The organism is Actinomadura violacea (assembly GCF_017573465.1).
Lineage (GTDB): Bacteria > Actinomycetota > Actinomycetes > Streptosporangiales > Streptosporangiaceae > Spirillospora > Spirillospora violacea.
The window spans coordinates 68,546-88,366 of the sequence record NZ_JAGEPF010000042.1; the positions used below are offsets into that span (position 1 = coordinate 68,546).

The following is a 19,821-nucleotide window of genomic DNA, read 5'->3' on the forward strand; positions in this document are numbered from 1 at the left end:
CGTTCGCTCGCGGCGCACGGTGACCCGAATGCGATTCGGGTCGCGACGCCCGCTCCGCGCCACTGCGGGCGAGCGCGGAACATTGCAACACAGAGCCACCAACATGGCCAACCCGAATGATCACATAGGTCTGGACTTGTGATGCAGAGGATACGAATGTCACGGATTGTTTATGCATGCTCACATAAGTCCACGTAAAGCTCACATCTCGCCCCCTGGGCGGGTCACGGTGCGCTACGCTCCCGCCTCGTTGAAAGATCAGCTTTCAGCCAGCTTCCCCCGCAAATGGAGCGTTGCTCATGTCTGCTTCCCACCGCCGTGCCGCCCTCGGTGGCGCACTCGCCATCGCGGTAGCGCTCGCGGCCACCGCTTGCGGCGGCTCAGATGACAAGAAGTCGGCCAACGGCCTGGAGAAGTCCACGATCACGGTCGGCACGATGACCATCGCCGACACCGCGCCGCTGCAGATCGCGATCCAGAAGGGCCTGTTCAAGGCCGAGGGGCTGACCATCAAGACCCGCGTCGTCAGCGGTGGCGCCGAGGCGATCCCTCTGCTCAAGGCCGGTCAGCTGGACATCACCTTCGGTAACTACGTCTCGCTGTTCACCGCCGCGTCCAAGGACCCGGGCTTCAAGCCCAAGGTCGTCGCGGAGGGCTTCCAGGGCGCCCCGAAGACCCACACCCTGATGGTCCGCAAGGACTCCCCCTTCCACACGATCAAGGACCTGGCCGGCAAGAAGATCGGCGTCAACACCAAGCACAACGTCAGCACGCTGCTGGTCCGCGCCGCCGCCAAGCCGCAGGGCGTCGACTTCGACGAGGACAAGAACTTCGTCGAGATCCCGCCGCCCAACATGGAGGCCTCGCTCAAGAACAAGAGCGTCGACGCCGTCCAGGCGATCGAGCCGTTCGGCACGCAGATGCAGGAGGACATGGGCGCCCGCATGGTCGCCGACCTGTCCAGCGGCCCGACCGCCGACTTCCCGATGGCCGGCTACGCCGCCACCTCGAAGTTCACCGACAAGAACCCCAAGACCGTCGCGGCGTTCCAGCGCGCCCTGGTCAAGGCCGAGGGCATGGCCGCCGACCGCAAGCTCGTCCAGCAGACCCTGCCGACCTACGCCAAGGGCATCGACGCCAAGGTCGCCTCGACGATGAGCTACGGCTCCTACCCGACCTCCACCAGCGCGACCCGGCTCCAGCGGGTCGCCGACGTCATGCAGCAGTTCGGCTACATCTCCAACCGGATGGACGTCAAGCCGCTGCTGTTCTCGGCGAGTTCATGAACCCTCGCCGCATCGCCCTCGGCGCCGCCGGGGTGGTAGCTGTGGTCGCCGTCCTCGAGGCCGTCAGCCGTGCCGGCCTCGTGGACGACACCGCCCTCCCCCCGGCGTCGACCGTGCTGCGGGAGGCCGGCAAGCTCGCCGTCGACCAGGAGTTCCTGACCGACGTCGGCGCGACGGCGAAGTCGTGGCTGCTCGGGCTGCTGCTGGCGGTGGTGGTGGCGGTGCCGCTGGGCGTGCTGCTCGGCTCGGTGCCGCTGCTCGGCACCGCCTCCCGGGCCGTGGTCGAGCTGTGCCGGCCCATCCCGTCGGTGGCGCTGATCCCGCTGGCCATCCTGCTGTTCAGCTCGCCCGACCAGACCAAGATGTCGCTGGTCTTCTACGCCTGCCTGTGGCCCATCCTCGTCAACACGCTCTACGCGCTGCGCGACGTCGACCCGGTCGCCAAGGAGAGCCTGCGCAGCTTCGGGTTCGGGACGCCGGCGGTGCTCCTGCGGGTGTCGCTGCCGAGCGCCGCCCCGTTCATCGCCACCGGCGTCCGCATCGCCGCCTCCGTCGCGCTCGTCGTCGTGATCAGCACCGAGCTGCTGGTCGGCGGGGACAACGGCATGGGCATCTACCTCAACGACACCCAGTCCGGCGGCGGCCGGACCGACGTGCTGCTGGCCGGCGCCTGCTGGGCCGGCGTGCTCGGCCTGCTCGCCAACGGCGTGCTGATCGCCCTGGAACGCATCGTGTTCCGCTGGCACACCGCCCGCGTGGAGGGGATCGCATGAGGACGCTCAGACTGGGCCGCGGCCTCGCCGAGCGGATCTGGCTGGTCGCCGCCGCCGTCATCGCGTGGCAGGTCGTCACCAGCACGGTCGAGGAGACCTACTTCCCGCCGCCCACCAAGATCATCAGCGCGCTGCACAAGCTGTGGTTCTCGGGGCCGGCGTCGAAGCTGTTCCTCACCGACAAGGCCGTCGACGACTTCTCCAGCAGCCTCACGCACCTGTTCATCGGCTGGGCCGCCGCCGGCGCCGCCGGGGTGGTGCTCGGCGCGGCGATCGGCCGCTCCAGGGTCCTGCACGACCTGCTGGACCCGACGCTGCAGTTCCTGCGCGCCGTCCCGCCGCCCACCCTGCTGCCGTTCTTCATCGTGGTGTTCCAGATCGGCGCCACCATGCAGATCGTCACGATCGCGTTCGGGGTGGTGTGGCCGGTGCTGCTCAACACCTCCGACGGCGTGCGCACCGTGGACCCGCTCCAGCTGGAGACGGCCAAGGTCTTCGGCGTCTCCCGGTTCCGCCGGCTGCTGGTGGTCATCCTGCCCGCCGCCGCGCCGAAGATCTTCGCGGGGCTGCGCGTCGCGCTGTCGTTCGCGCTGATCCTGATGGTCATCTCCGAGATCGTCGGCAGCACGTCGGGGATCGGGGCGGAGCTGCTGAACGCGCAGCGCACCTTCGAGATGCCCGCCATGTGGGCCGGGATCGTCATGCTCGGCGTCCTCGGGCTGCTGTTCAACGGGCTGTTCATGCTGCTGGAGCGGCGGCTGCTGTCCTGGCACGCCGGCGCCCGCCGGCTGACGAGCTGATGAGCGCGATGGATCCGATGACCACCGCCCGCACGACCACCCGGCCGCCGGCGGCGACCCCGCCGGCGGCCCGCACGCCGGAAGTCCCCACACAGAAAAGGCGGCCGCGATGCTCCAGATAACCGGCCTCACGCACTCCTACGCCGACGGGCACACGGCCATCGACGGGCTGGACCTCACCGTCCCGGACGGCGAGCTGCTCAGCATCGTCGGCCCGTCCGGCTGCGGCAAGTCCACGCTGCTGCGCTGCATCGCCGGGCTGATCGCGCCGACCGCCGGCACCCTCACCCTGAACGGCGCGCCGATCAGCGGCGTGCCCGACGACCTCGCCGTCGTGTTCCAGGACTACAGCCGCTCGCTGTTCCCCTGGCTGACCGTCCGCGACAACGTCGCGCTGCCGCTGCGACGGCGCGGCATGGGGCGCGGCGAGCGCCGCGCCGCCGCGCAGGAGGCGCTGGAGTCGGTCGGCCTGCCCGACGCGGGCCGCAAGTACCCCTGGCAGCTGTCGGGCGGCATGCAGCAGCGGGTGTCGATCGCCCGCGCCCTGGCCTACAAGCCGTCGCTGCTGCTGATGGACGAGCCGTTCGGGTCGGTGGACGCGCAGACCCGCGAGGACCTCGAGGACCTCGTGCTCGGCGTGCACCGCACCGGGAAGATGACGATCCTGCTGGTCACCCACGACATCGACGAGAGCGTCTACGTCGGCGACCGGGTGGTCGTGCTGAACCGGTCGCCGGCCCGCGTGCACGCCGACATCGCCGTCGGGCTGCCCGCGTCCCGGGACCAGATCGAGACCCGCGGGCTGCCCGAGTTCGTCCGGCTGCGCGCCGAGGTCGGGCGGCTGGTCCGCGGCGGCGCCAAGGTGCCGGGCGCCGCGCCGGCTGGTGAGGCGGCCGGACCGGACGAGCCGGACGCGGACGCCGCGCCGGCCGAGGGCTCCGGATCGGAGCTCCTGGCGAAGGCGGCCAAGCCGGCGAAGAAGAAGAGCCCGGCCAAGGCGGACGCCCCGGCGAAGAGCGAGGACGCTTCCGCCAAGGACGACGAGGGCACGGCCAAGGACGAGGCTGCGGCCCTGGACGAGGCCGCCGCCAAGGACGAGGCTGCGACCAAGGACGAGGGCGCGACCAAGAACGAGGCCGTGGCGAAGCCGGGTTCCGGGACCGCGAGCAAGGCCGCCGGCAAGACGGCGGGCAAGGCCGACCCGGCCTGATGGACGGGCGCCGCCACGAGCGGCGCTGACGACGAGAGCGGAGCGGGGGCCCGCCACCCCGGCCCCCTGCTCCGGGGAACACGAAGGGCGATTCATGCGCGTACTCATCGTGGGGGCGGGGATCGGCGGGCTGACCACCGCGCTGAGCCTGCACGAGGCCGGGGTCGAGGCGCTCGTCGTCGACTCGGTGCGGCGGCTGCGGCCGCTCGGCGTCGGCATCAACCTGCTGCCGCACGCGGTCCGCGAGCTGACCGAGCTGGGCCTTGGCGACGACCTCGCCGAGATCGGTATCCCGACCTCCGAGATGGTGCACTTCGACCGGTTCGGCGGGCGGATCTGGGGCGACCCGCGCGGCCGCGCTCTCGGCTACGACTGGCCGCAGTACTCCATCCACCGCGGCGAGCTGCAGATGGCGCTGCTCGACGCGGTGCTGACCCGGCTCGGCAAGGACGCCGTCCGCACCGGCACGGTGCTGGAGGGCTTCGAGCAGGACGGCGACGGGGTGCGGGCGCGGCTGCTGGACCGGGCGTCCGGGACCGCCGAGACCGTGGCGGCGGACGTGCTGATCGGCGCGGACGGGCTGCACTCCACGGTCCGCGCGCAGCTGTACCCGGACGAGCCGGCGCCGCTGTGGAACGGCATCCGGATGTGGCGCGGCGTCACCGAGGGCGAGCCGTTCCTCACCGGCCGGACGCTGGCCGTCGCGGGCAGCAACGCCACGTCCAAGATGGTCGTGTACCCGATCTCGATGCGAGCCGAGCGGCGCGGGCGGGCGCTGCTGAACTGGGTGGCGGAGGTCAAGCTCGCCGACGACCGGCTCGACCGGTCCGCCGACTGGAACCGGACGGGCCGGCTGGAGGACGTCCTGCCCCACTTCGCGGACTGGAAGTTCGACTGGCTCGATGTTCCGGCGCTGATCTCGGGGTCCGAGGAGATCCTGGAGTACCCGATGGTGGACCGGGAGCCGCTGGACCGCTGGACGTTCGGCCGCGTCACTTTGCTCGGCGACGCCGCGCACCCGATGTACCCGATCGGCTCCAACGGCGGCTCCCAGGCGGTCGTGGACGCGCGCGTGCTGGCGTACGAGCTGGTGCGCGCCGCCGACCCGGGCGAGGGCCTGGCGGCCTACGAGCGGGAGCGCCGCGAGACGGCCAACGCGGTCGTGCTGGCGTGCCGCGACATGCCGGCGGAGCGGATCCTGCGGATGGTGGGCGAGCGCGCCCCGGAGGGCTTCGACCGGATCGAGGACGTCCTGAGCGAGGAGGAGCTGACCACGATGACCGGCGCCTACCGCAAGACGTCGTTCATCGACGCCGAGGCGCTCAACGGCCGCCCGAGCTACTCGGTCGCGCGCTGACCCCGTCCGGCGCCGCGGCTCACTTGGCGTCCGCGTAGCGGTCGACGACGGCGATCTCCATCGGGAAGGCGACGGGCGTGGTGCCGAACAGCAGCGTCCGCGCCTCCTCGGAGGAGGCGCGGACGGCCTCGGTGACGGCGTCCGCGAGCTCCGCCGGGGCGTGCACGATGACCTCGTCGTGCTGGAAGAAGACCAGGCGGGGCGGGCCGAGCGCGGTGAGCCGGCGGCGCAGCGAGCCGAGCAGGGCGAGGGCCCAGTCGGCGGCGGTGGCCTGGACGACGAAGTTGCGGGTGAACCGGCCGCGGCTGCGCAGCGCCTGCGCGGCCGTCGCCGGGCGGCGCGCGCCGTCCGGGGTCGGTTCGGCGGGGTCGCGCTCGTCGTCGCCGGTGAGGGTCAGCTCGCGCCAGCCCGCCGACGGCGGCGGGCAGGTGCGGCCGAGCAGGGACCGGACGAGCCGCCCGCGCTCCCCCGCGCGGGCGGCGGCCTCGACGTACTCGAACGCGTCGGGGAACCGGCTCTTCAGCACGCCGAGGAGCTGCACGGCCTCGCCGGTCCCGCCGCCGTACATCGCCGACAGCAGGGCGAGCTTGGCCTTCGCGCGCGCGGACAGCCCGCCTGTGGCCTCGTCGGAGCGGAACGCGTCGGAGAGCGCCGCATAGAGGTCGCCGTGGGCGGCGGCGTCGGCGAAGGCGCGGTCGCCCGCGAGGGCGGCGAGGACGCGCGGTTCGAGCTGCGCCGCGTCCGCCACCACCAGGCACCACCCGGGGTCGGCGACGACGGCCCGGCGCAGCACGCGCGGGATCTGCAGCGCTCCCCCGCCGTTGGTGGCCCATCGCCCGGACACCACGCCGCCCACCACGTACTCGGGCCGGAACCGCCCGCCGCGCACCCACGTGTCGAGCCACGCCCAGCCGTGCGCGGCGTGCAGGCGGGCGAGCTCCTTGTACTCCAGCAGCAGCGGGACGGCCGGGTGGTCGACGCGCTTCAGCACGTACGCGCGGGTGGACGGGATCGGCAGGCCGGCCGCGGCGAACGCCTTGAGGATCTGCGCCGGGGAGTCGGGGTTGACGTGCGTGCGCGGGCCGAACGCGGCGCCGATCCGGTCGGCGAGCTCCTGCAGCCGGCGCGGGCGCAGCCCGCCCGACGGGCGGGGGCCGAGCAGCTCGGTGAGCAGCGCGTCGTGCTCGGCGGCCGACCAGGGCAGCCCGTCGTGGCCGAGTTCGGCGGCGACGAGCGATCCGGCGGACTCGGCGGCGGCGAGCAGCGCGAACCCGTCCAGGCCCGCGACGGCGCGCCGCTGCGCCGCGTGGACCTCGACGATCTGCGCGAGGTCGTCGTGGGGCGCCGCGCGCTCGCCGGTGTCGTCGTCGCCGAACAGCGACGCCTGCGCGGACGCCTCCTCGTGCGACGGCGGCGGGTCGGGCGGGACGGGCCGCCCGTGCAGCCGCGCCGATGCCGCCCGGACCGAGCGCGGCTCCCCGTACCGGCCCGCGTGCCCGAGCAGCAGGTTCTCGACGAGTTCGAGGTCGTGGCAGCGGGCGACGCGGACCCCGGCGGCCAGCAGCCGCGGGTACAGCCGGGCCGTGGACGCCCACACCCAGCGCGGCGCGTCCTCACGTTCGCGCGCGGCGATCTCGCCGGCGAGGTCGGCGACGGTGTACGCGGGCGCGGCGGGCGAGCCGTCCTCCGCCAGGGGCCGCAGCCCGCCCCCGGCCCCCGCCCCGGCGGCCACCGCGATCCTCACCCGCCCATTCTCGCGCCCGCCTACGACAGAACCTCCCCCGCCGGGCGGCGGAGGAGGTTCGATGCCGTACCAGGAGGCCAGGGCCGCGGCCCCCTCGCGGGGTCGGTGCGGATCAGGTCAGGCGACGAGGGAGACCTGCTGGCCCGCGGGCGTCTCGCCGTAGCGGTCGACGACCTTGTTGATCTGGATCTGGTAGTACAGCACGCCGAAGCCGATGAGGCCGAGCAGGAAGCCCATGCCCCCGCTGCAGGTGGCGGGCAGGCCGGCGGCGCGCTGCGCCTGGGCGATGCGGCCGCCGAGCTTGCACCACACGACGAGCGGCCAGATCCCGAGGGTGATGAACCCGAAGATCATCGACAGCAGCGCGCCGGTGGCGGCGTCGTCGATGCGGCGGTCGTAGTTGTGCAGCTCGCTGTGGACCTTGAACATCCACACGAGCCCGTAGATGCCGAGCGTGATCATCGGGAGTCCGAGCCACGCGCCGACGGGGTTGCGGCGCTTCATGTTGTAGCCGGCGCCGCGGGCGACGGCCTGCTGCTGTTGCTGCGCCGGGGCCGGCTCGTAGCCGCCCTGGTAGGCCTGCTGCTGTTGCTGCTGGTATGGCTGGCCCTGACCCTGCTGGGGGTAACTCATCGAGTCGCTCTCCTGGGGACGCGGTCGTTCTCCGGCCGACCGTCCGTTACCGGTCACCTGTTCGGTGAGCTGAGACTGTAACGGCATTACGGCACGTCGCGCGGCAAATCGACGCATTTTGTCGACATTTCTGGCGGATTCTCCAATCCGCGCGTCACACCCGCCTCACCGGAGCGGGATCGTCACCTCGTCCTCGACCGGCGGCACGGCCTCCTGGTCGCCGCAGCCGGTCGCCGCGAAGCAGCGGACCCGGACCTGCGAGGCGGTCACGTCCAGCCGGAGGAAGCTCTTGAAGAACGGCGGGCTGTCCCAGTCCGCCATTTCGGAGCGGAACCGCTGCGGCATCCGGCGCACCGGCAGCCGCAGGAAGTGCGGGCGGCGCCGGCCGCCGCGCGGAACGCCCAGAACGAATGCGACGAACCGGGCACGGCGGGACGGTTCCACACTGTCGTACGGACGTCCCGGAACGATCCCCACCCGCGACCGGATGACCGCCGTGGCCTCCTCCGGCGTCAGGTCGAACAACCCGGGCATCCGCAACCACCGCCCGTACAACTGGCTGTAGCGCGACAGCGAGTCGCCGCGCAGCGGATAGCAGCGGAAGTCCTTCTCCTCGACCACGTCGGCGCGCGGGATCGTGTGCGTCGCGTGCATGAACGCCCCGCCGCCGCCCGCCACGACGTACTGGATGACGCGGCCGGTCGCGTCCACCTTCACCGGGTAGCGCTGGTAGTTGTGGATGTCGCCGCCGACCGCGAGCACGTAGTGGTGCGCCGGGTCGCGGACGATCTCGTCGACCGTCCCGCCGCCCTCGATGGCCCCCGGGTGGTGCTCGTCGTCCACGTACAGCGGCTTGCCGGTGACCAGCATCTTCGGCTTGGGCCCCGCGGACACCTCGCGCAGCCATTCGCCCTGGTCGCGGTCGATGCCGCCGGTGATCCCGGTGTCGATGCCGATGATGCGCAGCGAGGGCGTGTCGATCGCCCAGTACGGCCCGGGCTGGACGGTCTGCTGCCCGGGCGCGCCCCGGTACAGGGAGCGGGCCTCGGCGAGCGCGCGCTCGTCGACCTTCCCGGAGCGGCGCCAGAACAGGCGCGGGATGAACGAGAGCGGGCCGCGCCAGCGGGGCGCGCAGTCCCCGTCCAGGCCGCAGAAGACGTGCAGGAACCCGCGCAGGCCGTCGTACCAGTCGTGGTTGCCCGGGACGGCGTAGATCGGCGCCGGGTAGTCGCGGTAAGGGCGGTAGAACTTCTCGGGGTAGTCGCCCGCGTCGCCGGTCGGGTAGATGACATCGCTCGCGACGACCAGGAAGTCGGTGCCCGCCGTGGCGTTCAGCAGCGGCGGCACCACGGCGTACTGCGACCGGTCGCCCTCCCCCGTGTCGCCCATGAGCGCGAAGGAGAACTCCGGCTCCGAGCGGTGCACGGTGAACGCGGCGGGCGTCCCGCGTTCGCGCAGCGCGGCCACGGCCCGCCGCCGGATCGCGTTGGACGGATCGCCGAACAGCCGCGCGACCACGTCGTTGCGGGCCCGCCACAGCACCTTGGGACGCCGCCACGAGAAGTCGGGAACGTGCTCGGGGAGCAGATCGCGGAACGTGCCCGGCGTGCGGCACGCCCACCCCGCACCCGCCTCGGACACGCGCGAGTTCTCGGGGGCGGCGGCTTGCTCGGCGCACACGGGGGGCCTCCGGCGGGGGTGAGGGGATCTCCCCAGCCTGTCCGGAGGCGATTACGGGCGTCAAGCAACACGCCCCCATGGAACGGGCGTGTCGTTCAGGCGGCGCCGAAGGTGCGCGGATCGCCGGACGGGACGATCTCGCGGCCGAGCGGCAGCAGCGAGACCGGGATCAGCTTGAAGTTGGCGATGCCGAACGGGATGCCGATGATCGTCACGCACAGCGCGATCCCGGTGAACAGGTGGCCGAGGGCCAGCCACCAGCCCGCCACGATCACCCAGATGACGTTGCCGATCGCCGATCCGGCGCCCGCGTCGCGGCGCCGCGCCACCGTGTAGCCGAACGGCCAGAGCGTGTACATCGCGATCCGGAACGAGGCGATGCCGAACGGGATCGTGATGATCAGCACGCAGCAGATGATCCCGGCGAGGGCGTAGCCGATGGCGAGCCACAGGCCCGAGAACACGAGCCAGATCAGATTGAGGAGGGTGCGCACCCGCTCAGCCTAGGCGCGGGCCATGCGCGCGGAAATGGGGCGCGCCGGGGCGATCGAGGCGCCCGGGGTCCGCGCGGCGGACCGGGCGGGCGCGGTCAGGCTCCGGATCGGGACGGGACGCCCCGGGCCGAACCGGAACCGGACCGTGGTGGGCGCCGGCGCCACCCCCAGAGACGCCGGCGCCACCACGCGGAGGGCGCCTGCGGCCATCATGAGTCCCCCCAGAACGGCGAGCGATCGCCTTCTCATGATGCCTCCACAGACGACCCCAAGGTCCCGAAAGCGGGACGTAATTGACGTTATACGGGGGGCCGTAATGGGCGTGTAAACCGCCCCAAATGAAGGTCCAAAAACCGAGGATCTTGCATCCTCGCAGCTCAGAGCACCTTTTCCGGAGCCTCCCCCGGCGGCCCGCCCACGGCCCTCGCGAGGCCCGTTACGGCGCCAGCACGCGCAGCGCGCCGGGCATCACCTTCGCGGTCACCGGGAGCACGCCGGGCAGCTCCCCGTCGGCGCCGTACGGCAGCGTCCGGCCGGGCGGCCCGGCCAGCTCGATCCGCACCTCGCGGCCCCGCAGCACCTCGACCTGGGGCCGCCGGACGTGCGTGCCGGCCTCCAGCTCCCGCATCACCGCGAAGAACAGCATCCGGGAGGCGTCGCGGACCAGCACCACGTCGAGCAGGCCGTCGTCCACCCGGGCGTCCGGCGCGATGTGCTTGCCGAACCCGTAGTAGCCGGAGTTCGCGGCGACGACGGTGTAGCCCTCGCGGCGGTGCTCCTCGCCGTCCACGATCACCCGGTAGTCGGCCGCGCGCCAGGAGACGATCGCGCGCAGCGCCCCGACGTAATAGGCCGCCGAGCCGCGCAGCAGCCGGGTCTTGTTCGCGTTGGCGTTGGCGACGGCGTCCACGCCGGCGTAGACGCTGCCGAGCACGGGCGTGCCGTTGGCCTCGATCGCGTCGACCGCGCGGGGCTCCCCGTCCAGCAGCAGTGGGGCGAGCCGCTCCGGGTCGGAGGGGACGCCGAGCTGGCGGGCGAAGTCGTTGCCGCGCCCGGCGGGCACGATCCCGAACACCGCGTCAGTGCCGGCGAGCGCGCCGCCGACGCAGCCGACCATGCCGTCGCCGCCGACGCCGAGCACCACCCGGCCCGCCGCGGCGGCGTCGCGCGCGACGGTGTGCGCGTGGTCCAGGCCGCGGCTGTACTCGACGGCGACCTCCGCGCCGGCCTCGCGCAGCAGCCGGGCCAGCGGGATCATCGAGGACGCCGACGCCGACCCGCCGGCGGCCGGGTTGACGATCGCGGTGAACGCGCGGGGGGTGGTCATGGCGGCTACTCCCCGGCGGCCGGCGGGACGAGGACGCCGGGGTTGAGGATCCCGGCCGGGTCGAGGCTGTCCTTGACCGCCCGCAGGATCCCGGCGCCGAGCGGGCCGATCTCCCGGGCGTACCACTCGCGGTGGTCGGTGCCCACGCCGTGGTGGTGGCTGATCGTGCCGCCCGCGTCGATGATCGCGTCGGAGGCGGCCCGTTTGGCGCCGTCCCAGTGCGCGAGGGGGTCGTCGCCCTGCGCGGACACGACGGTGAAGTACAGCGACGCGCCCGCCGGGTAGACGTGCGAGATGTGGCACATGACCAGCGGCGGCGTGCCGGCGCCCGACAGCGTGCCGATCAGCGCGCAGCGGACGGCCTCGTACAGCTTCGGGACGTCGCTCCAGAACGCCGCGGTCTCCAGCGTCTCGGCGAACGCGCCGACGTCCAGGAGCGCGTCGCGCAGGTAGGGGGCGCTGAAGCGGCCGTGCCGCCACTTCTCCCCCGGCGCGTCGCCGAGCGGCTCGCCGCCCGCCTCCCGCAGGACGGCGGCGGTCCGGGCGCGGCGTTCGGCGATCTCCTCGGCGGTGCCCTCGTAGCCGAGGACGGCGAGGCAGCCGGCGGCCGTCGAGCCGCCGCCGATGGCCGCCGGGTCGGCCAGCCCGATCATGGTCTCGGTCTCGTCGGACAGCCGCAGCACCACGGGGAGCGGGCCGTCCTGGGCGAGGCGGCGCAGCGCGGCGGCGCCGTCGTCGAACGAGGCGAACCGCCAGCCCTCGTACGCCTTCTCCGGCGGGACGGGCCGGATCCGCACGGTCACCGAGGTGATCACGCCGAACGCGCCCTCGGAGCCGAGGACGAGCTGGCGCAGGTCGGGCCCGGCGGCCGACTTCGGCGCCCGGCCGAGGTCGAGGGAGCCCTGCGGGGTGGCGACGGTGAGCCCGGTGACCATGTCGTCGAACCGGCCGTACCCGGCGGAGGCCTGGCCGCTGGAGCGGGCGGCGGCGAACCCGCCGATCGACGCCCACTCGAACGACTGCGGGAAGTGCCCGAGGGTGTAGCCGCGCTCGCCGAGCAGTTCCTCGGCGCGGGGCGCGAGCATGCCCGGCTGCAGGACGGCCGTCCGGGACACCTCGTCGACGGAGACCAGGGCGTCCATGCGGCGCAGGTCGAGCGCGATGAACGCGTCGACCCCCTCGGGGGCCAGCCCGCCGACGACGGAGGTGCCGCCGCCGAACGGGACGACCGCGATCCGCCGCTCCGCGCAGGCCCGCAGCACCGCGAGGACCTCGTCGTGGGTGGCGGGCAGCACGACCGCGTCGGGCGCGTCGGCGGTCTCGCCGGCGCGGATGCGCACCAGGTCGGGGGTCGACTTGCCGCGGGTGTGCCGGACGCGGGACTCGGCGTCGGTGCGGACGTGCTCCGCGCCGACCGCCCCGGCGAGCGCGGTGAGCGCCTCCCCGGAGAGCCGGGGGCCCGCGACCTCGATCTCCTTCAGCGCGACGGGGGCCGCGTCGCCGGTCTTCACGCCGAGCAGGTCGCGCAGCAGCCCGACCGTGGGCTCGGGCAGCGGCGCCGCCTCGGCCGGGTCGCCCCAGCCGCTCCACAGCATGTCCCGCGTCCGCCCCGTGCTGGTCGTCAAGGCGCCTCCCCTCCGACGGGCCGCTCCCGGCACCGTGTTCCCGTTCACCTGTCGCAGTGCTTACACTGTGACACATGACGTCGAATCGTCACAACAGGTCGGCGGCCCGGACCGCCGACGACGCCGTGCTGGACGCCGCCCGCGACTGCGTGCTCGCCGTCGGGGTGCGCCGCACCACGCTCACCGACATCGCCCGCCGGGCCGGCGTCTCCCGCATGACGCTGTACCGCCGCTGGCCGGACGTCCGCACGATCGTGGCCGACCTGATGACCCGCGAGTGGACCGCGATCGGCACCGCCGTGCGGCCCGCCGAGGACGGCCGCCCGGTCCGGTCCCGGCTGGTGGACGGCCTGGTCACCGGCGTCCGCATGTTCCGCGACCACCCGCTGCTCCGCAAGATCGTCGAGGTCGACCCGGAGGCGCTGCTGCCCTACCTGCTGGACCGCTGCGGCGCCAGCCAGCAGGCCTTCCTGGAGATCTTCGAGGAGGCGCTGGCCGCCGGGCACGCCGACGGGACCGTCCGGGTGGACCATCCCCGCCGCCAGGCGCGCGCGCTGCTGCTGGTCGTGCAGTCCTTCGGGCTGTCCGCGCAGATCGTGATCGACGAGTCCGACCCCGAGCTCCCTTCCGACGCCTTCGACGCCGAACTCCGGCACATCCTGGAGAGGATGCTCAGCCCGTGACCTCCGTCCCCGCTCCGCCGCCCTCGTCCCTCAACGCCGCCCGCCGCGAGCGCGACCTCGCGGCCCTCCCCGGCGAGGTCGTGGACGTCCTGGTCGTCGGGCTCGGCGCGACCGGCGCCGGCGCCGCGCTGGACGCCGCGTCCCGGGGCCTGTCGGTCGCCGCGATCGACGCGCACGATCTGGCCTTCGGCACGTCCCGGTGGAGCTCCAAGCTGATCCACGGCGGGCTGCGCTATCTGGCGTCCGGGCAGGTGGACGTGGCGCACGAGAGCGCCGTCGAGCGCGGCGTGCTGATGTGCCGGACGGCCCCGCACCTGGTGCGCGCGCTGCCGTTCGTGCTGCCGCTGACGCCGCTGGTGACGCGGTCGCAGGCGCTGGTGTCGCAGGCGGGGCTGCTCGCCGGGGACGGGCTGCGGCTGGCCGCCCGCACGCCCCGCTCGGTGCTGCCCGGCCCGCGCCGGCTGTCGCCGGTGGAGACGCTGCGGCTCGCGCCCGCGCTGCGCCCGTACGGGCTGCGCGGCGGCCTGCTGTCCTGGGACGGGCAGCTCGCCGACGACGCGCGCCTGGTCACCGCCGTCGCGCGGACCGCGGCCGCGCACGGCGCCCGGATCCTGACCCGCTGCCGCGCGGTCGAGCTGACCGGCTCCGGCGCGCTCGTCCGCGACGAGCTCACCGGCAGGGAGATCACCGTCCGGGCCCGCGCGGTGGTCAACGCCGCGGGCGTGTGGGCGGGCGGGCTGGTGGACGGGGTGCGGCTGCGCCCGTCCCGGGGCACCCACCTGGTGCTGAGCGCGGAGTCGCTGCGCGGCCTCGGCGCCGGGATGCACGTCCCGATCCCCGGCGCGAACAGCCGGTTCATGCTGGTGATCCCGCAGGGCGACGGCCGCGTCTACGTGGGCCTGACCGACGAGCCGGCGGACGGCCCGATCCCCGACGTGCCGGAGCCGACGCCCGGCGAGATCGGCTTCCTGCTGGACATCCTGGGCTCGGCGCTGGACGTGCCGGTCCGGCGCTCGGAGGTGCTCGGCGCGTTCGCCGGGCTCCGCCCGCTGCTGGACGGCGGCGAGGGCGCCACCGCGGACCTGTCCCGCCGGCACGCCGTGCTGACCTCGCGCGACGGCGTCGTCACGATCGTCGGCGGCAAGCTCACCACCTACCGGCGGATGGCGCAGGACGCGGTGGACGCCGCGGTCGAGGCCCGCAGCCTGGCCGCGGGGCCGAGCCGCACCGCGTCGCTGCAGCTGGTGGGCGCCGCGCCGCGCGGCCGGCTGGACGCCCTGGACGCGCCGCGCCGCCTCGTCCAGCGCTACGGAACGGAGGCGCCGCTACTGGCCGCGCTGGGGAAGGACGATCCGGCGCTGATGGAGCCGGTCGTGCCGGGGCTGCCGGTGCTCGGCGTGGAGCTGGCGTGGGGGGCGCTGCACGAGGGCGCGCTGGACGCCGCGGACCTGCTGGACCGGCGCACCCGTATCGGCCTGGTGGCGGCCGACCGCGCCGCGGCCGTGCCGGCGGCGGAAGCTCTTCTCCCCCGCCCCGCGGTGCACTGACGTCCCGGCCGACCCGGAGGCGCCGAAAGATCCCGATATCCCCCGAATTACACTGGCGTCTCGGGGACCCCGCTGGTGCGAGCTCGATAACTAAGGGTACCCTTACCTAATCAACGACGATCGGGACGCTCGGCCGGGGGGACTCATTTGACGCGCGGGAAGGGCTGCGGGCACTGCCCGGGAAGCCACACCGGCGAGCGGCCGTGCCTGGCGAGCGCGACCGTCAAGGCGCGCTCCTGGCTGCTGATCGAGCACCCGGGGCCCTGGCCCGAGCGGGTGGCCGATCTCACCGGGCCCGGCCCGGTGGCCGGGGCCGTGCGGGCCGCGCAGGCGGCCGGGGTGCGGCCGCAGCTCATCCGGCGGCCCGGGCGGCGCCGCACGACGCCGCCCGTCCAGGTGTACGCCGGGTTCTCCGGCGGCCGCGAGGCCTGGATCGAGGGCCGGGAACTGGCCGATCCGCGGGACCTGGCCGGGCTGGACCTGGCCGCCCTCGCCGCGGGCCGGTCCCCCGGGCTGGGCGAGCGGCTCGCCGACCCGGTCCTGCTGGTCTGCGCGCACGGCCGGCACAACGCCTGCTGCGCGCGGACGGGCGCCCCGCTGGCCCGATCCCTGGCCGGACGTTTTGACCGCCTTGTCTGGGAAACCACCCATGTCGGCGGTGACCGATTCGCTGCGAACCTTGTATGTCTTCCCCACGGGCTCTATTACGGCGACCTCGACCCGACCCGGGCCGAGGCGGCGATCGACGCCTATCTGCGCGGCGAGGTCGTCCTCGACAGGCTGCGCGGGCGGGCCGGACGCCCCGAGCCCGCACAGGCCGCGGAGCACTTCGTCCGCGTGCACACAGGGCGCCTCGAACTGGACACCGTGACCGTGGAGTCCGTCACAGGGACATCCCGCTACGAAGCGGTGGTCCGCGTTCAGGAGAGCCGTTACCGGGTCATCCTGGAGGCCGTCGAGCAGCCCGCGTGCGGTCCGGGGTGCGGCGAGAACCTGAGAACCTACTCTGTTACGGAACTCACCCTTCTCAACGAGGCCGCCCTCGTGTAATCTCTCGAAGGCCCCATTCGAGGGCCTCCGTGTCGCACGACCCCAGGTTTCCGGAGTAACCGGACGGGGAACAGAGCGGCAACTCCAGACGTTGGAACTTTCGGCGCTTCTGACTCATGTCACCTGAAGCACGTCGATGCGTCCATGTCCCGAAATTGTTCGAAACCAATCAAGGTGGGTGTTCCATGGCTCAGGTACGTCGGCAGGCAAACCTCCCTCGTCCCAGCTGGGGCTGGCAGGACGCCGCGGCGTGCCGGGGGGAAGACCTCGTGCTCTTCTTCGGCCCCGACGGCGAGCGCCAGCCCGAGCGTGAGATTCGCGAGCGCAAGGCCAAGCAGATCTGCATGGGCTGCCCGGTCCGCACGGATTGCCTGGACTACGCGGTCTCCAGGCCCGAGAAGTACGGCACGTGGGGCGGTCTGAACGAGGACGAGCGCGCCTCCGAGCGCCGCCGTCGCATGCGCCGCGCGAACGCGGCCTGACCGCCGCACGGCACGCCAGAACCGCTCCCAGCGCGCACCCCGGCACGCCACCAGAAAACGACACGGCCCCGCCCCGCGGGGCCGTTTGCGTTCCCCGGGCCCGGCCGTCACGGCCGGGCCCGGCCGCGTTCGTCACATGTGCGTCACATCTGTGTTGCGACGCCCCGGGATTTCTCCCGGGCGCTTTTACCGCAGCCGGCGCTTGCGTGTGGCATATTCACCGAATTTCGCCGCCACCATTTCCGGCGCGGTCCAGCAGGCCGGTCACGTCGCCGTCGGTCAGCTGTTCGAAGTCGCGGTACCACTGGCCGACCGCGCGGAAGTCCCAGGGCGCCGCCGGCACCACCAGGTCGTCCACCTCGGCCGCCAGGGACCCCACCGTGTCCTCGGCGCCCACCGGCACCGCCAGGACCAGCCGGGCCGGTCCGCGGGCCCGCAGCGCCCGCACGGCCGCGCGTGCGGTGCCGCCGGTGGCGAGGCCGTCGTCCACGACGACCACGGCGCGTCCGGCGACCTCGGGCAGGCTCCGGCCGCCGCGGTAGGCCGCCACGCGGCGGTCCAGCTCCGCGCGCTCGGCGCGCACCGTCGCGGCCATGTCGTCCTCGGTCAGCCCGAGCCGGTCCAGCAGCCCGCGGTCGAACACCGGTTCGCCGCCCTCGGCGATCGCGCCCACGCCGAGCTCCGGCTGCGGCGGGAAGCCGATCTTGCGGGTCACCAGCACGTCCAGCGGGGACCGCAGCCGCCGCGCGACCTCGAAGCCGACCGGGACGCCGCCGCGCGGCAGGGCGAGCACCGCGGCGCCGTCCAGGCCCATCGGCGCGAGCCGCGCCGCGAGCACCCGGCCCGCCTCCGCGCGGTCGGCGTAGGGCAGCGTGACGGCCTCGTCCCGCGGGGCCTTCTCCGCTCTGTTCGAAGATGCCGTCCTGTGCCAGGACATGGGCGCACCCCCTCCCGGGGTCGCGGAAGAGCTCCTATCGGGCCCCTACCCGCCGGGGCGCGCCGGGATTCAGCCGGCGGTGAGCCAGCGCAGCGGGTTGGCCCGCAGGACGGTGTCGAGGGTCGCCTCGTCGGCGCCGGCGGCGCGCAGCGCGGGCAGGAAGGTCTCGAAGAGGTAGCCGTAGCCGCTGCCGCCGTAGCGGACGACCTGCTCCATCCGCGAGACGCCGGTGCTCAGCAGCACGCGCTCGGCGTGGCCGGCCTCCAGCAGGTCCATGACGGCGCGGACGCGGGCGCCGATCGCGGCGTGGTCCTCGCCCGCCAGGCCCAGCGTGCCGAACGACACGTACCCGCCGGTCTCGGCGATCTTGCGGTGCTGGCCGGGGTCGTCCACCCGGTCCTGCTGGCCGACCGCGACCCGGTCGGCGGGCAGCCCCGCGGCGGTGAGGATCTCCAGCTGGGCCAGGCCGGCGCGGCCGTAGGTCGCCACCGAAAGGCCCGAGTACCGGGCGGCCCGGGCGGCGGCCCGCAGGCACAGCTCCTCGGCCTCCGTCGGCGCCTCGCCCCAGGTGCCGATCTCGCCGATCACGCCGGGCAGGGAGTTGGTGCCGTCCATGCCGAAGCCGATCTCGGCGAGCAGCCGCTCGGCGAGGCGCTCCACGCCCTCCGGGCCGGGGCCTGCGGCGAGGGCCTCGCGGACGAAGGCGGGGTGGAACGGCTCGGTGAACACGCCCGTCCCGGCGACCACCGCGACCCGGGAGCCGGCGCTGATGCGGGCCAGCGCGGCGGCGTTGCGGCCCATGCCCGAGCAGGTCAGGTCGACGACGAGGCCGAGCCCGCGGTCCTTGCGCAGCTCGTTCAGCTCGCGCTGGACGCCCTTCTCCTCGTCGAGCCAGCGCGCCGGGTCGGACTCCACCTGCTGCGGGCGGGCCGGCCAGCGCAGGTCCATCCCCAGATGCTCGTGCGAGAGCACCGGGCCGGTGATGTCGGACGTCGCGATCGTGCCGGTCACGGTCCGGAGCCGGCCGGTGTCCTCTCGGGGGGTCATGTGAAGCGAGGCTACGACATGTTTGGCCTTTTCAGAGCCTTATTCGGTGCAGTTTTTACCATTCGTCCCGGCGTCGTCCGCAGTGCCGGCGTCGGTGCCGGCGCCGGGGGCGTCCGGGGCGTCCGGCTCCGGGGCGGCGGACGCGGCGGTCGCGCCCGGCCCCTGCGCGGCGGACGCCTCCTGCTGGGCGCGCGCCTCCCGGACGGCCCGGGCCCGGGCCGTGCCCGCGCTCGGCCACAGCCGGTCGATCTCGGCGTTCAGCGTCGCGCCGATCAGCACCGCCAGCGCCGCCACGTACAGCCACGCCAGCACCGCGATCGCGGCGGCCAGCGAGCCGTACACCGACACCCCGCTCAGCGACCCGCTCAGGTAGATCCGCAGGATCAGGCTGCCGACGACCAGGATCACCAGCGCCAGCACCGCGCCGGGCACCTCGCGCCACCAGGCCGTCCGCACCGGGACGCTCATGTGGTAGAGCAGCGCCAGCGAGACCACCGACAGGCCCACCAGGACCGGCCAGTACAGCACCTGGACGATCATGGCGCTCTCCGGCACCGCCTGCCGCGCCAGCGTCGGCCCGGCGACCAGCAGCGGGACGACCACCAGTCCCACGATGAGGCCGAGGACGTACAGGATGAACGCCCGCGTGCGGGTGCGGATGACCCCGCGGATGCCCGACAGCCCGTAGGCGATCGTGATCGTGTCGATGCAGACGTTGACCGCGCGCGACCCCGCCCACAGCGACAGCACGAAGCTGATCGACACGATGTCGGGGCTGCCGCCCTTGATCACGTCGTCCAGCAGCGGGACGACGACCGTGCTCACCGCGTTGGGGGTCAGCACGGTCTGGGCGTGCTCGATGACCCGGTTGCGGATGTCCTCGACGGTCTCCTTGCTGATCACGCCCTGGAAGTGGCCCATCGTGCCGATCAGCCCGAGGGCCAGCGGCGGCAGCGACAGCAGCGCGAAGAACGCGATCTCGGCGGCGAGCCCGGTCACCCGGTAGCGGAACGCCCCGACCGCGGTCCCCCTGACCAGCCGCCAGCCAACCGGGCCGCCCGAGCGCGCGAGGACGCCCAGCGCGGCGCAGAAGGCCGTGCGGACGCCGCCCGCGGCGGCCCGGGCGCGCGCCGCCGCGGTGCGGGG

The 19,821-nt window shown here is 73.8% G+C and carries 17 protein-coding genes and 1 pseudogene; 9 read left to right on the forward strand and 9 right to left on the reverse strand.

Annotated elements, in window-relative coordinates:
* The first annotated feature begins 299 nt into the window (after positions 1 to 299).
* The 5 genes and pseudogenes from J4709_RS47070 (at position 300) to J4709_RS47090 (ending at position 5,426) form a co-directional block, all read left to right on the forward strand.
* Complete coding sequence (locus J4709_RS47070) at positions 300 to 1,286, forward strand: ABC transporter substrate-binding protein (RefSeq protein WP_208252007.1); 987 nt, start codon at positions 300 to 302, stop codon at positions 1,284 to 1,286.
* Complete coding sequence (locus J4709_RS47075; protein WP_208252008.1) at positions 1,283 to 2,059, forward strand: ABC transporter permease; 777 nt, start codon at positions 1,283 to 1,285, stop codon at positions 2,057 to 2,059. The genes J4709_RS47070 and J4709_RS47075 overlap by 4 nt, the downstream gene beginning before the upstream one ends.
* Positions 2,056 to 2,859, forward strand: a complete 804-nt coding sequence (locus J4709_RS47080) for an ABC transporter permease (RefSeq protein ID WP_208252009.1) — start codon at positions 2,056 to 2,058, stop codon at positions 2,857 to 2,859. Before J4709_RS47075 ends, J4709_RS47080 begins: the two co-directional genes overlap by 4 nt.
* Positions 2,860 to 2,968: 109 nt before the next feature.
* Positions 2,969 to 3,742: pseudogene (locus J4709_RS47085) on the forward strand (ABC transporter ATP-binding protein); the annotation flags it as partial.
* A 421-nt stretch (positions 3,743 to 4,163) separates the two neighbouring features.
* The gene (locus J4709_RS47090; protein ID WP_208252011.1) at positions 4,164 to 5,426 is read left to right on the forward strand and encodes a flavin-dependent oxidoreductase; all 1,263 of its coding nucleotides are present in this window, start codon (positions 4,164 to 4,166) and stop codon (positions 5,424 to 5,426) included.
* Positions 5,427 to 5,445: 19 nt separating this feature from the next.
* Here J4709_RS47090 and J4709_RS47095 read toward each other — a convergent pair whose 3' ends face one another.
* From J4709_RS47095 to J4709_RS47120, 6 genes are all read right to left on the reverse strand, one after another.
* Positions 5,446 to 7,170 carry a bifunctional 3'-5' exonuclease/DNA polymerase gene (locus J4709_RS47095; protein ID WP_208252012.1) on the reverse strand — a complete coding sequence of 575 codons (1,725 nt, stop codon included), beginning with the start codon at positions 7,168 to 7,170 and terminating at the stop codon, positions 5,446 to 5,448.
* A gap of 117 nt (positions 7,171 to 7,287) precedes the next feature.
* Positions 7,288 to 7,803 (reverse strand): DUF4234 domain-containing protein, encoded by a 516-nt coding sequence (locus J4709_RS47100; protein ID WP_208252013.1) that lies wholly within the window; start codon positions 7,801 to 7,803, stop codon positions 7,288 to 7,290.
* Between the two features lie 165 nt (positions 7,804 to 7,968).
* Positions 7,969 to 9,444, reverse strand: a complete 1,476-nt coding sequence (locus J4709_RS47105; RefSeq protein ID WP_307802108.1) for a metallophosphoesterase family protein — start codon at positions 9,442 to 9,444, stop codon at positions 7,969 to 7,971.
* Between the two features lie 134 nt (positions 9,445 to 9,578).
* Positions 9,579 to 9,977, reverse strand: a complete 399-nt coding sequence (locus J4709_RS47110) for a YccF domain-containing protein (RefSeq protein ID WP_208252015.1) — start codon at positions 9,975 to 9,977, stop codon at positions 9,579 to 9,581.
* A gap of 436 nt (positions 9,978 to 10,413) precedes the next feature.
* Positions 10,414 to 11,304, reverse strand: a complete 891-nt coding sequence (locus J4709_RS47115) for a diacylglycerol/lipid kinase family protein (protein WP_173095117.1) — start codon at positions 11,302 to 11,304, stop codon at positions 10,414 to 10,416.
* Between the two features lie 5 nt (positions 11,305 to 11,309).
* Positions 11,310 to 12,899 carry an FAD-binding oxidoreductase gene (locus tag J4709_RS47120; RefSeq protein ID WP_208252025.1) on the reverse strand — a complete coding sequence of 530 codons (1,590 nt, stop codon included), beginning with the start codon at positions 12,897 to 12,899 and terminating at the stop codon, positions 11,310 to 11,312.
* A 104-nt stretch (positions 12,900 to 13,003) separates the two neighbouring features.
* Here J4709_RS47120 and J4709_RS47125 point away from each other — a divergent pair, with 104 nt between their 5' ends.
* The 4 genes from J4709_RS47125 (at position 13,004) to J4709_RS47140 (ending at position 16,691) form a co-directional block, all read left to right on the forward strand.
* A complete protein-coding gene (locus tag J4709_RS47125) occupies positions 13,004 to 13,612 on the forward strand; it encodes a TetR/AcrR family transcriptional regulator (RefSeq protein ID WP_208252016.1) in 609 nt (202 codons plus the stop codon).
* Positions 13,609 to 15,159, forward strand: coding sequence for a glycerol-3-phosphate dehydrogenase/oxidase (locus tag J4709_RS47130; RefSeq protein ID WP_208252017.1), 1,551 nt, complete (start codon positions 13,609 to 13,611; stop codon positions 15,157 to 15,159). The genes J4709_RS47125 and J4709_RS47130 overlap by 4 nt, the downstream gene beginning before the upstream one ends.
* A 147-nt stretch (positions 15,160 to 15,306) precedes the next feature.
* Positions 15,307 to 16,209 (forward strand): sucrase ferredoxin, encoded by a 903-nt coding sequence (locus J4709_RS47135; protein WP_208252018.1) that lies wholly within the window; start codon positions 15,307 to 15,309, stop codon positions 16,207 to 16,209.
* Positions 16,210 to 16,394: 185 nt separating this feature from the next.
* A complete protein-coding gene (locus J4709_RS47140; RefSeq protein WP_075901375.1) occupies positions 16,395 to 16,691 on the forward strand; it encodes a WhiB family transcriptional regulator in 297 nt (98 codons plus the stop codon).
* Between the two features lie 217 nt (positions 16,692 to 16,908).
* Here the strand turns inward: J4709_RS47140 and J4709_RS47145 are convergent, their stop codons facing one another.
* From J4709_RS47145 to J4709_RS47155, 3 genes are all read right to left on the reverse strand, one after another.
* Positions 16,909 to 17,628 (reverse strand): phosphoribosyltransferase, encoded by a 720-nt coding sequence (locus J4709_RS47145; RefSeq protein ID WP_208252019.1) that lies wholly within the window; start codon positions 17,626 to 17,628, stop codon positions 16,909 to 16,911.
* 69 nt (positions 17,629 to 17,697) lie between these two features.
* A complete protein-coding gene (locus J4709_RS47150) occupies positions 17,698 to 18,675 on the reverse strand; it encodes a phosphotriesterase family protein (protein ID WP_208252020.1) in 978 nt (325 codons plus the stop codon).
* Between the two features lie 39 nt (positions 18,676 to 18,714).
* Positions 18,715 to 19,821 (reverse strand): YihY/virulence factor BrkB family protein (locus tag J4709_RS47155; RefSeq protein WP_372442241.1); only part of this gene is annotated, 1,107 nt, incomplete at its 5' end.